Genomic DNA, 12774 nt, shown 5'->3' on the forward strand with positions numbered 1-12774 from the left:
GTGCCCCCGCCCTCGATACGACCGGCGGAGCCTAAGCGCCCGGCAGCGACTGCCGCACGCGATTAGAACCCGGCGACCGTCGCCCCGGGCGTCGGCCCCGACGCCGTCCGCACGGTCCGGCACGTGCCGGAGGACAGCAGCGCCTGCGCGACCGCGGCCGCCGACTCCGGGTCGCGGACGAGGAACGCCGTGGTCGGGCCGGAGCCGGAGACCAGGGCGGCGAGGGCGCCCGCGGCGCGGCCGGTGGCCAGGGTGCCGGCGAGGTCCGGGTAGAGGGAGAGGGCGGCGGACTGGAGGTCGTTGGAGACGGCGGCGGCGAGCGCGTCCGGGTCGCCCTTGGCCAGGGCCGCGAGGAGTTCCTGGGAGGCGACGGGCTCGGGGATGTCCGTGCCCTCGCCGAGCCGGTCGAACTCGCGGAACACGGCCGGCGTGGACAGGCCCCGCTCGGCCATCGCGAACACCCAGTGGAAGGCGCCGCCGACCTCCAGGGGCGTCAGCTGCTCGCCCCGCCCGATGCCGAGGGCCGCCCCGCCGACCAGGCTGAACGGCACGTCGCTGCCCAGCTCGGCGCAGATGGCGAGCAGTTCGTCACGGGAGGCGCCGGTCTCCCACAGCGCGTCGCAGGCCACCAGGGCGGCGGCGCCGTCCGCGCTGCCGCCCGCCATGCCGCCGGCGACGGGGATGTCCTTGGCGATGTGGAGGTGGGCGTCGGGGCTGCGGCCGTACCGCGCGGCGAGCGCTTCGGCCGCCCGCGCGGCCAGGTTCGTACGGTCCAGGGGGACCTGGTCGGCGTCCGGGCCCTCGCAGGTGACGCGGAGCTCGTCGGCCGGGGTCACGGTGACCTCGTCGTAGAGGCTGACGGCCAGGAAGACGTTGGCCAGGTCGTGGAAGCCGTCGGGGCGGGCGGCGCCCACCGCCAGCTGGACGTTGACCTTGGCGGGGACACGGACCGTGACGCTCACACGGGCTCCTTCTCCTGGTGCTGGTTCGCCTTGTGCTCGGCGATACGCGCGAACTCTTCCACGGTCAGGGACTCGCCCCGGGCCTGCGGCGACACCCCGGCGGCGACGAGGGCCTCCTCCGCTGCGGCGGCGGACCCGGCCCAGCCGGCGAGCGCGGCCCGCAGCGTCTTGCGGCGCTGGGCGAACGCCGCGTCGACGACGGCGAACACCTCTTTCTTCGAGGCCGTCGTCTTGATCGGCTCGGTCCGGCGGACCAGGGAGACCAGACCGCTGTCGACGTTGGGCGCGGGCCAGAAGACGTTCCGCCCGATGGCGCCCGCCCGCTTGACCTCGGCGTACCAGTTGGCCTTGACGGAGGGGACGCCGTACACCTTCGAGCCGGGGTCGGCGGCGAGCCGGTCGGCGACCTCCGACTGGACCATGACGAGCGTGCGGTCGATGGTCGGGAAGGTGGCGAGCATGTGCAGCAGGACCGGAACGGCCACGTTGTAGGGGAGGTTGGCGACCAGCGAGGTCGGGGCGGGGCCCGGCAGCTCCGTGACGTGCATCGCGTCGGAGTGGACGAGGGCGAACCGGTCGGCGCGCTCCGGCATGCGGGCCGTGATGGTCGCGGGCAGCGCGGCGGCGAGCACGTCGTCGATCTCGACGGCCGTGACGCGGTCGGCGGCCTCCAGCAGCGCGAGGGTGAGGGACCCGAGCCCCGGGCCCACCTCGACGACCACGTCGTCGGGGCGGACCTGTGCGGTGCGGACGATACGGCGGACGGTGTTCGCGTCGATCACGAAGTTCTGGCCGCGTTGCTTGGTGGGGCGTACGCCGAGGGCGGTCGCGAGTTCGCGGACGTCGGCGGCGCCGAGGAGGGCGTCGGGGGCGGGGCTGGTCACGGGGACAAGGGTACGGGGGGTTCGCGGGGGCCGGTTTCCTGGTTGCTCGGCGTTGGTGCTGAGGCCGGGGCGTTGCGCAGCCCGGCGGAGCGGGGTGCCGCTCTCTGCGGGACGGGTGCCGCCCTTGCGGCACGATTGCCCGCAGCCCGGTCGTCACCCGTGCAAGCGGCCCCCGCAGTGCGGCCAAGGGCTCGCGCCCCGCCGTACGTACAGCTTCTTCGCGCGGTACGTCTGTTCCGCCGCCGGGGCGTCCTGGGGGCGGCCGCTGCCGCCGAGGGACTGCCAGGTGTGGGTGTCGAACTGGTAGAGGCCGCCGTAGGTGCCCGAGGAGTCGACCGCGTCGGGGCGGCCGCCGGACTCGCAGGCCGCGAGGCCCTGCCAGTTCAGGTGGTCGGCGCCCTGCACGGACGTCGGCCGGGGTTTCGTGCCGACCTTCACCACCTGCGGGCGCGGCTCGCGCACCACCTCGGCCCTGATCCGGCGCGGCTTCTGCTTGACGCCGTTGACGGTGCGCAGGGAGTACGTGACCCGGCGCAGGCCCGCCTCGCCCGCGCGCTCCACGACCTCCGTGCCCTGGAACAGGGTCGGGTCCTCGCTGCGCCGCGTCTGGAAGGGGATCGCCTCCTCGCGGACCTCCTTGCCGCCGGTGATCCGCAGCACCGTGACGGTCTGTCCGTCGCGCGGGAAGCTCCCCTGCGGGACGGACGTGGTGTCCTGGCCGCGCAGGGTGATCCCGGCCTCGTCCACGGCCTCCCGCACGGTCGCCGCGTTGGTGCGGACGGTGCGGGCCCGGCCGTCCGCCATGATCGTGACCGTGCGCTCGGTCCGCACGTCCAGTGCGAGCCCCTCGCGGCCGATCTGCCGGGAGCGCGAGGTGGACAGGTACGCGCCCTCCTGACGCACCCCCAGCTCTCTCAGCGCCCCTGCCACCGTGTGCGCCGTCGTCCACACCTCACGCCGGTGCCCGTCGAGGGTGAGCCGCACGGGACGGGCGTAGTGCACGGCGACCTCGTCGCCGCTGGTGATCTCGGCACCGGGCCCGGGGGCCACCACGTCGTGGGCGCCGACCTCGACGCCCTCCTCCGACAGCAGCTCGGTGACGTCGTCGGCGAAGGTGTGCAGCGTGCGTGCCTTGCCGTCGACGTTCAGCTCGATCGCCTTGTCCTTGGCGACGAACGCCGTGGTGCCGCCCGCCAGGAAGGCCACGACCAGGGCCTGCGGGAGCAGCCGCCGCATGGAGCCGTCCGGGCGCTCGGCGTACCGCGCCTTGCGTCGGCGGGCGGACCTGCGATGTGAGCCGGTGCGCGCCGCGGCGCGGGCTTCGGCGCGTGCTTCGGCCCGTGACTCCGCGCGCGTGGGGCGCGCGACGGGCGCCGGTGCCGACGCGTCCTCCGGGGCGCCCTGCCGGGGCAGCCCGGGCAGGGGCGGCGGCTCCTCGTAGGCGGGCCGGTAGGTGTCCTCGTAGGCACCGTCGAATCCGCCGTACACCGGCTCCGACTGGGGCGGGCCGTACGTCTCGTGCGTCTCGTACGTCTCGTACTGCTCGTACGTCTCGTACTGCGAGTTGCTCACGCCGACACGCTCCAGGGGCCGGAGGGGGTCCAGAGGGGTCCGGATCGGGCCCCCAGAACCTAGCGGAGCGGCCGTCACTCTCCAAAGCGACGCGACTACGCACAGTCGTGCGGTGAGGTGGGAGCGTGGTCAGTAGCCGAAGGCGCGTGCCGTGTTCGCCGCGAGTGCGGTGGCCAGCGTGTCCTCGTCGACGCCGCGCACCTCGGCCATGGCCCGCACCGTGATCGGCACGAGGTACGGGGCGTTGGGCCGCCCGCGGTACGGCGCCGGGGTGAGGAAGGGCGCGTCCGTTTCCACCAGCAGCAGCTCCGGCGGGGCCACCGCCACCGCGTCCCGCAGGTTCTGGGCGTTCTTGAAGGTGACGTTGCCGGCGAAGGACATGAAGTAGCCCGCGCTCGCGCAGATCTCCGCCATCTCGGCGTCGCCGGAGTAGCAGTGGAAGACGGTCCGCTCGGGGGCGCCCTCCTCCTTCAGGACGCGCAGGACGTCGGCGTGGGCCTCGCGGTCGTGGATGACCAGGGCCTTGCCGTGCCGCTTGGCGATCTCGATGTGGGCGCGGAAGGACCTCTCCTGCGCTTCCTTGCCCTCGGGCCCGGTGCGGAAGTAGTCGAGGCCGGTCTCACCGACACCCTTGACCTGCTCCAGCGCGGCCAGCCGGTCGATCTCGGCGAGCGCCTCGTCCAGTGCGGCCGGTCCGCCCGGCTCGCGCGCGCCCTGCCTCGACCAGCCGTCGGGGTCGCCGTGCACGATGCGCGGGGCCTCGTTCGGATGCAGGGCGACCGTCGCGTGGACGGCGTCGTACGCGGCTGCCGTCTCGGCGGCCCACTGCGACCCCTTGAGGTCGCAGCCGACCTGTACGACCGTCGTCACTCCGACCGAGGCCGCCTTCGCCAGCGCCTCCTCGACCGTGCCGGACTGCATGTCCAGGTGGGTGTGGGAGTCGGCGACCGGCACCCGGAGGGGTTCCGGGAGCGGGGGCGCGGCGTGCTTGCCGGAGTCGTTCGAAGGCATGCCCCGATCCTACGAAAGGGGTACGCCCTCCCCGATGGGGGAGGACCGGGGAGGGCGTCGACAAGGGAAGCCGGACGGGTCAGCTCGCCTTGCGCTGGAAGGGGTGCAGCAGGTCGGACAGATGCCAGTGGTGGTCGTCGCGCTTCTCCTGCCCGGCCGCACCCTGCTCCTCGGCCGCACCTTGCTCCTCGGCCTCGCCGTCCGCCTTCGGCACCTCGACCGGCCCGGCGGGCGGCGGCACGCGGTGGGGCCCGCGCGCGGCGTTGCGCGCCGACTCGACCCGCCCGGGCCGCATGATCCGTACGACGTGGCCGTCGCAGTTCTGGCACGTGGGCTTGGACAGGGGGGAGGGCACGACCTTGCCGTCCGCCACGTAGAGGACGAACTCGTGCCCGGCGGCGTCCGTGTGGTGCTCTATCTCGTACGACTGCTCCCAGCCGTGCCCGCAGCGCATGCACGCGAAGGAGTACGACTCGTTGACGACGGCGGTCGCACCGGCGCGGAGCCCGGTCTGCCCTGCGATCTCAGTCATGCCAGCTCCTGTTGTCCGCTGTGGCGTGAGGACGATTCCGTCCCCGCAACCCAGTGGACTCCTCAGCCGGACCCAAGGCAGCAGACCTGTCGACTATTGGCGCCGATTTGGGCGTTCCTTGCCCCAGCACCCTTCCTGCTTTGCCCACCCATGGGGCGCACGCTCATCCGACATGCGCCCTGCTCAGAGGGTGTTTACGCCCCCCTTAGGGTGCCGCGCCCGTGCCGCGCCCCAAAGGGGCGGGGGCTGTGCTCATATGCGGCTCCGCCGCGTGGGCGCGCGACAAGCCACACACAACCGTCAGCCGGCATTCTTCGCAGCAACCACCGCATCGAAAACAACCCGCTTCGGCACCCCGACCTCCACCGCGACCGCGGCGATCGCCTCCTTGCGCCGCTCCCCCGCTTCCTCCCGCACCCGAACCCGCCGCACCAGCTCCTCGGGCCCGACCTCCTCAGGCCCCTTCTCGGGCGCGCCCTCCACCACCACGGTGATCTCCCCGCGCACCCCCTCCGCGGCCCAGGCGGCCAGCTCCCCCAGCCCCCCGCGCCGCACTTCCTCGTACGTCTTGGTCAGCTCCCGGCACACCGCGGCCCGCCGCTCCGCGCCGAACACCTCGGCCATCGCCGCCAGCGTGTCGTCGAGCCGGTGCGGAGCCTCGAAGTAGACGAGGGTGCGCCGCTCCCCGGCCACCTCCCGCAGCCGCCCCAGCCGCTCCCCCGCCTTGCGCGGCAGGAACCCCTCGAAGCAGAACCGGTCGACGGGCAGCCCCGACAGCGCGAGCGCGGTGAGCACGGCGGACGGCCCGGGCACGGCGGTGACCCGTATGTCCTGCTCGACGGCGGCCGCGACCAGCCGGTACCCGGGGTCCGACACCGACGGCATCCCCGCGTCCGTGACCAGCAGCACCCGCGCCCCGCCCGCCAGCTCCTCGACCAGCTCGGGCGTCCGCGCCGCCTCGTTGCCCTCGAAGTACGACACCACCCGCCCCTTGGGCGTGACGCCCAGCGCCTGGGTCAGCCGCCGCAGCCGCCGCGTGTCCTCGGCGGCGACGACATCGGCCCCGGCCAATTCGTCGGCGAGCCGGGGCGGGGCGTCCGCGATGTCGCCGATGGGGGTACCTGCGAGTACGAGGATTCCAGTCACCTCACCATCCTCCCAGGGGCGGAGGATGCGGACGCATACCGGCCATGCACGGGACTCACACAGAACGGTTCCCTACGATGGCGCGGTGACCAGTACCGCGTCCTCCACGGACACCCGGCAGGGCCAGGCGCCGCACGAGCAGCGGCCGTCCTGGCAGCAGCGGCTGCGCCGCTTCGGCTACCAGGGGCAGCCCAGAAGCGACGCCCGCGACGACCGTGACGTCCGTGAACGCCTGGTGCCGCCGTACACCGAGCCCGGCCCGCGCCTGTGGGCGGCGCTCGGCGTCCCGCACACCCTGGCGGGACGGCTGGTGCGCTGGTCGGCCTGGATCGGCCCGCTGCTCGTCACGCTGCTGGCGGGCGTGCTGCGGTTCTGGAACCTGGGCCACCCCAAGGCGGTGATATTCGACGAGACGTACTACGCCAAGGACGCGTGGGGTCTGGTCCACCGCGGGTTCGAGGTCAACTGGGACAAGAACGCCAACGATCTGATCCTCTCGGGCGGGCACGTCACGATCCCGACGGAAGCGGCGTATGTCGTGCACCCGCCGGTCGGCAAGTACGTCATCGGGATCGGCGAGCTGCTGTTCGGCTTCGACCCCTTCGGCTGGCGTTTCATGACGGCGCTGCTCGGCACGCTGTCGGTGCTGATGCTGTGCCGGATCGGCCGCCGGCTGTTCCGCTCCACCTTCCTGGGCTGTCTGGCGGGCGCGCTGATGGCGGTGGACGGCCTGCACTTCGTGATGAGCCGCACGGCGCTGCTCGACGGCGTGCTGATGTTCTTCGTGCTGGCCGCGTTCGGCTGTCTGCTCGTCGACCGCGACAAGGCCCGCGAGAAACTCGCCGCCGCGCTCCCGGCGGACGCCGACGGCCGGGTCCGGCCCGACCGGCACACGGCCGAGACGGCCCGCCTGGGATGGCGCCCCTGGCGCTGGGCGGCGGGTCTGATGCTGGGCCTGGCCATCGGCACGAAGTGGAACGGCCTCTACATCCTGGCCGCGTTCTGCCTGATGGCGGTCCTGTGGGACGTCGCCTCGCGCCGGGTGGCCGGCGCCCGGCACCCGTACTCGGCGGTCCTCAGGCGCGACACGGGCCTCGCGTTCCTCGCCACGGTCCCGGTCGCCGTCGTCACCTACGTCCTGGCCTGGACCGGCTGGATCTTCTCCGCGACCGACGGCTCCGGCGGCTACTTCCGCAACTGGGCCGCGACGAGCGGCAAGGGCGGCAGCTGGACCTTCCTGCCCGACTGGCTGCGCAGCCTGTGGCACTACGAGCACCAGGTGTACGAGTTCCACGTCGGCCTGTCCTCGCCGCACACGTACCAGTCCAACCCGTGGAGCTGGCTCGTCCTCGGCCGCCCGGTGTCGTACTTCTACGAGTCCCCGGCGCCCGGCAAGGGCGGCTGCCCGGCCGACGCGGGCGAGAAGTGCGCCAGCGAGGTGCTCGCCCTCGGCACGCCGCTGCTGTGGTGGGTCGCCTGCTTCGCGATCCTCTACGTCCTGTGGCGCTGGCTGTTCCGCCGCGACTGGCGCGCGGGCGCCATCGCCTGCGGCATCGCGGCCGGCTACCTGCCCTGGTTCATGTACCAGGAGCGCACGATCTTCTTCTTCTACGCCGTCGTCTTCCTGCCCTTCCTGTGCCTGGCGGTGGCGATGCTCCTCGGCGCGATCATCGGCCCGCCCCGCTCCTCCGACACCCGCCGCGTCGCGGGCGCCACGGGCGCGGGCGTCCTGGTCCTGCTGATCGCCTGGAACTTCATCTACTTCTGGCCGCTGTACACCGGCACGGCCATCCCCATCGACGACTGGCGGTCGCGGATGTGGCTGGACACCTGGGTCTAGCTGGGCAGATGCACCAAGAGGGCACGGCAGTCTGCCGCGCCCTCTTGGTCGTTGTTGGCCGTTAGCTGCTGTCGTTGGTCACCCTCGGACGGCCCAAGGGCGGCCCAGCTCTGGCCCACGGGAGATTTACAGTCTGTTGCGGCACGGGCGCTTCCGACCGTCTGACCAGTGCAGCAAGCATGGCAGCGCTGCTCTGCACCACTGCTCGTCCGCAACTCGTCCACGAAGCAGTGCAACCACGTCCCACAACTGCGGGGCATGTCGAGGGATGTTCAGGTGACTGGCCCAGGTCGCAGCACTGGGCGCCCTTACAGAGCCGCAGGACACAAGCACCATGCGTGGCTATACTTTCGACTGCCTCACGAGCACCTTGCGCAACGTAACCACTTTCACCTACGGCAACATGCGACCTGAAGGTGACTGTGAAGACATTCGGAATCTGCTGACGCAGAGCCGGGGGAACTTTGCCACGCATCCTTAAGCAGTCTGAATTTCTAGCCGATGATTTCGACCACACCGGCTTGAATGTGCATGTTCGCCCCGACAGAAGAGCGACTGCGGCAATCGTCTTCGTACATGGACTCGGAGGCGACGGGTATAGCACATGGGGTATGTGGCCAGAGCTCGTTTTCGAACAGAGCGCTACCGAACCTCTCGATGTCATTCTTTTTCGCTATGCCAGTTTCCACAAAGCCTGGCGAACGCGAAAATCCGGAGCCGACCTTCCGTTCGTCGCGGCTCAGCTTGCTGATTGGGTCAGGAGCCTCACCGAAGAACACGGGTACACTGACATCTATTTTGTTGCGCACAGCCTAGGAGGCCTCGTTGTCGAATCAGCCGTTCAACAATATTTGACCCAACTAGGAACAGGGGCGCCGCAAGTTACTCCAATAGCAGCCATTTTCGTACTTGCGGCGCCTAGGCTGGGAGCAGGACTGGCTCTGGGCGCCTTCAGGCAGCTAATACCAGAAATCGAGTGGCTACGTGACAAGTCCCCGCAACTTCTAGCTGCCGAGTCCTTTTTCAGCAGTCGCGTAGAAAGTCTCGGAACCGCTGCCTCTGCGGGTTACCGCGAGTTTTTGATTCCACGTCACTCCGCCATGGCAGGTGGCGACCGGGTCGTCTCGAAAATGAGCGGCTTGTTCGGTGTTCCAGAGCAGCAACGTCTCAGGCTAAATGGAAATCATCGCACAATCGTCAAGCCCGACAGGATGAACCAAGAGCAGCATCTTCGTCTCTTGAGGATCGTCAAGCAATCTGGTGACATCAGGCGGGCATGGCGCCGTCAGTCCCATCACGCAGAAAAATTCAAATTCAGACCTGTCCCTCATGCCCCGATCCTCGTTACAGAACTACGCAGCGACGACATCAATGTCACCTGGGAGCAGGCATATAACAGAGCAGTCTCCATGGCGTCTTCAGACGAGGTCTCCGTCTCTGATTGCCGCAACTCTACGGTCACCTCTTCACGTCGTGAGACTGACATCCTCGTCTCTGTTCATGCTGTTGAGAACATCATGAACAGAGACGAGCGCTGCGAGGCAGTCATCAGAGGGTCCTTTGCACAACACCAGCGCCAGCATGGCTTGATGTTGCTAATCGTAGTGATTGGCACAGCTCACGAGCGAGCAAGGGACGTTGTGCAATCGTGGCTGCCGGACCCACCTTATCGATCACTAAGCATTGAGGGGGTGGCTTCGCCGGGAGAATTCTCAGACCTGCTTGTCGCTTGGGCCGGAGTGATGATTGATCGCGATCCTGTCCGGTGGCCACGAAGCGCTTCAGGGCTTTCATACGGAACGGAAGGAAGTGATCTCGTATGAACCTCGCGTGGATTGCTGCCGTGCTTCAGCCCCACACTGTCGCCATTCACCCAAACTTCAGGGACGAAGAATATTCCCGAGAACCAGCAGGACAGCTAGCTGCTCTTCTTATTGGTGGCGACTGGGGCATCTCCAGCAGAGATTTGCCATCACACGACGCAGCCGTGTCTTACGCAGAGAAAATACTACGTCCGGAAACGGTCTCAGAAGGGGCAGAGGGCCTCATCAATGAAGCGTTTTCCCGCCGCAGCAAAGACATGGCCCGTTCTGCAGCACTAGCGCTTCTCGCCGCTTTCGCAACAGCAGAAATGGAGGAATACGATAAGTGCGATTCGCTTCTGACTAGAATGATTGAACTCACAGATCGAAGTCCATCGGGAAGGCTATCTAAGGCCATCCTGACGCAGCAACGTGCCCTCCGCCGTCGCGATGCAGGGTTGGACTACATTGATGACGTCTTCGATGCAGCTCGCCTCCTCGAAGACGTAAATCCAGCACAGCTCCCCACCTTCGTCGTAGGGCCGGGAGCTAACAGCAATCCTGAGTCCGCACTTGAGAAGATGATTTATTCTCTGAAGCGGTCTACGTGGAGCCTGACACCCTACGAGTACGACACTCGCAGGCCATTCGAGTCATTTCCTAACCGCATGAATCGGTTGAAGATGCCCTTGTCCGAGCGAATGCTCAGGATCTCAACTGAACGTGCGTCGGTATATGCTCGACATGTCAGAGATAGTTTCACCGCTCACTTCACCAATACGACGGTTGTCGGTAGGTCAACGCCCGACCTCTTTCACGAGACTCTCGCAGTAGAGCTACTCGGCCATGGCGACGTCTATCGAGCGAGGAAAGACCTCGCTACTCTGCGTCTAGTTCAGTACGCCGAAGGAGCGGACGCTGATAATCTCCATGCAAGTATCCGCCTCTTGCGGCAGGCTGGGGCCACTAAGGAGCTGGAATCCGCTGTAGAACGCCTTCGGGCCGCAGGTCCGCTTTCGGCCCTCAGTCGCGATGCACGCCAAATCCTTCTTCGAAGGTCCACACCTCAGCGATTGCGTGTGCCTGAGCTAGTCGTGTTGCGGGCGGCTGCGGAATTGATGTCTCCATCAGAAGCAGAGCAAGCTCTAGATGTAGTTCTAGCATCGGCTTCGACAGGAGGCCCCCCGAATGTGGCGGGCGCTTCGCAGCACCGCATCGCTAGACGTGGTATTGCCTGGCGAACGGCATCCGCGCTAGCGAGCACATGCCATAAGGGTGAGGAAATTGCTGCGCTTCTTTTGAGAGAAGTGCGAGACGTACGGCAACATACCGAGTTGCTCGATTCGAACATCGCAAAAGCCATCAACGAATTGCCTTGGAAAGACGTTCCGGATTCTATCAAATCAAAGTGGAGCGAGTGGCTGGACGACGCGGATACCCAACTTCTCGGCGATACCGCAGAAGCTGTCGCACTCGCACTGGGACTCACGGTACCGCACGAGGGAGAGCCTTCTGGACTCGACGAGATTGCCACGCGGCTGAACACTGGACTCCGCAATGAAAGCGCTCGGCTTGCTGACGCGGAGGTACTCAGAGCTGTGGATCAGGTGAGCGCAGATCTGAACGAGACGCGCGAATCCGTAACCCGCGGCTTGTTCTCGCTCAGTACACGGTCTGCGGCAGACATCGCGGCACTGCTGCTCGTGGAGTACCCAAGAGCACGTGATTTGTGGGAAAGCCTGACCCCATTCCTTATTTCCCAATCAGTTCCTCGACTGGAACGCACTCCCGCGTTGGATCGTTTGGCACGCGAAAAGCCAAAGATGCCAGACGCGATTCGTGCAATGTTCAGCACAGATATCGATCGCTTTTTGGAGAGTGGCGATGCCGGGATTCTCTGGGATGACCCCGTCGTGCCTTACCCCGCAGCTCTGAGATTCCTCATCTCATACAATCTACTCGACGATGCCAAAATCATTGCAGCTCTGGCCAGGCTTAGTGGCCACACTACTCTGCAAGCCCGCAGAGAGGCATCTCGAACACTGGGGTCTCTAACGGGACGGGCAGCAGAGCCCTGGCTGTTGCCACTCGCTCTGCAGATGAGCCACGAGTCTGACATCTCAACGAAATCTCATGCGGCTCGCTTTTTGTCCCATGTAGCTACCGGCAGTGGAGAATTCACTGCGGTAGCTACGGCACGTCTAGTGGAGCTGCTTACCGAAGAGGATGGTTTGCTTACTCCGCTCTTCGTCTTGCGTGGGTTGGAAGACGCAACGGACCTCCCCGAGCAGGTGGCACAAGCTATCGGTCGTTTGCATCACGAGCACCCATCGTGGCGGGTGCGCGCAACCGCCTCAGAGCTACTTACTGGATTGCGTCCTTGAAGAGGGTGCGTATCGCCTCACCGCGGTTGAGGTGGAAGCCGATCGCGCTCTACAAGGCGTATTCGTCGAAGCTAGTAGTCGGGGCGCCCACGCAGAGGCAGCATGAAGGGCCGTCTTCAAGGACGGACAGGCACATGCAACTCTTGGGGCTGTAGCAGGCGAAAAGAAGGGAGAGCGAGTGTCACAGCAGGCCAACCCTAGAGGAACCTTCCTGAAGATCGCCGAATCAGTGAAGAAGCGCATCGAAGACGACCCCACAATGACCCTGTTGCCATCGCTTGCTGAGGTCATGCGTGGCTACAAGGTCTCCCGGGGCGTAGCGCTGCGAGCCTTCAGTGTGCTGCGTCAGGAAGGCGTGGCCGAACCGGTGCCGGGTGAGCGGTGGCGAGTCGTACGCGCGGGGACGCTGATCGACCGGCGCCCGCTCGATCAGCGGTTGGCAGAACTCATCACGACTGAGGGACTCGAAGTGGGGGAAGCGTTCCCGAGCGCTTCCACATTGGCCGAACGGTTCGGGGTGTCACGTCCGACCGTGACCAAGGCGCTGGAGAAGTTGGAGGCCGCCGGCGTGCTGGCGGGTGGAGGACAGGGCAAGGTGCGGACGGTCCGCGCCGTGCCGGTGCGAGAGGGGCGTTCCTAGC

Annotated in this window: 10 protein-coding genes; 4 read left to right on the forward strand and 6 right to left on the reverse strand. The window is 67.3% G+C overall.

What is annotated here, in order from left to right; genetic code table 11:
- Positions 1–62: 62 nt before the first annotated feature.
- The 6 genes from OHU35_RS17440 to rsmI form a co-directional block, all read right to left on the reverse strand.
- Positions 63–962 carry a 4-(cytidine 5'-diphospho)-2-C-methyl-D-erythritol kinase gene (locus OHU35_RS17440; protein WP_405505869.1) on the reverse strand — a complete coding sequence of 300 codons (900 nt, stop codon included), beginning with the start codon at positions 960–962 and terminating at the stop codon, positions 63–65.
- The gene (rsmA, locus tag OHU35_RS17445) at positions 959–1846 is read right to left on the reverse strand and encodes a 16S rRNA (adenine(1518)-N(6)/adenine(1519)-N(6))-dimethyltransferase RsmA (RefSeq protein ID WP_405505870.1); all 888 of its coding nucleotides are present in this window, start codon (positions 1844–1846) and stop codon (positions 959–961) included. Before rsmA ends, OHU35_RS17440 begins: the two co-directional genes overlap by 4 nt.
- 153 nt (positions 1847–1999) lie before the next feature.
- Complete coding sequence (locus OHU35_RS17450; protein WP_405505872.1) at positions 2000–3418, reverse strand: ubiquitin-like domain-containing protein; 1419 nt, start codon at positions 3416–3418, stop codon at positions 2000–2002.
- A gap of 129 nt (positions 3419–3547) precedes the next feature.
- Complete coding sequence (locus OHU35_RS17455) at positions 3548–4429, reverse strand: TatD family hydrolase (protein WP_189726818.1); 882 nt, start codon at positions 4427–4429, stop codon at positions 3548–3550.
- 79 nt (positions 4430–4508) lie between these two features.
- Positions 4509–4961, reverse strand: a complete 453-nt coding sequence (locus OHU35_RS17460; protein WP_405505874.1) for a hypothetical protein — start codon at positions 4959–4961, stop codon at positions 4509–4511.
- A 300-nt stretch (positions 4962–5261) separates the two neighbouring features.
- Positions 5262–6107 (reverse strand): 16S rRNA (cytidine(1402)-2'-O)-methyltransferase, encoded by an 846-nt coding sequence (gene rsmI, locus OHU35_RS17465; protein ID WP_189726820.1) that lies wholly within the window; start codon positions 6105–6107, stop codon positions 5262–5264.
- An 85-nt stretch (positions 6108–6192) separates the two neighbouring features.
- On the opposite strand from rsmI, the gene OHU35_RS17470 reads away from it, so the two are divergent.
- From OHU35_RS17470 to OHU35_RS17485, 4 genes are all read left to right on the forward strand, one after another.
- Complete coding sequence (locus tag OHU35_RS17470) at positions 6193–7947, forward strand: dolichyl-phosphate-mannose--protein mannosyltransferase (protein WP_405505876.1); 1755 nt, start codon at positions 6193–6195, stop codon at positions 7945–7947.
- Between the two features lie 527 nt (positions 7948–8474).
- A complete protein-coding gene (locus OHU35_RS17475; RefSeq protein ID WP_405509252.1) occupies positions 8475–9770 on the forward strand; it encodes an esterase/lipase family protein in 1296 nt (431 codons plus the stop codon).
- Positions 9767–12133, forward strand: coding sequence for a hypothetical protein (locus tag OHU35_RS17480; protein WP_405505877.1), 2367 nt, complete (start codon positions 9767–9769; stop codon positions 12131–12133). Before OHU35_RS17475 ends, OHU35_RS17480 begins: the two co-directional genes overlap by 4 nt.
- A 178-nt stretch (positions 12134–12311) precedes the next feature.
- Complete coding sequence (locus tag OHU35_RS17485; RefSeq protein WP_405505879.1) at positions 12312–12773, forward strand: GntR family transcriptional regulator; 462 nt, start codon at positions 12312–12314, stop codon at positions 12771–12773.
- Position 12774: the final 1 nt, after the last annotated feature.

Origin of the sequence: Streptomyces purpurascens, assembly GCF_045040895.1 — a bacterium.
Taxonomy (GTDB): Bacteria; Actinomycetota; Actinomycetes; order Streptomycetales; family Streptomycetaceae; genus Streptomyces; species Streptomyces purpurascens.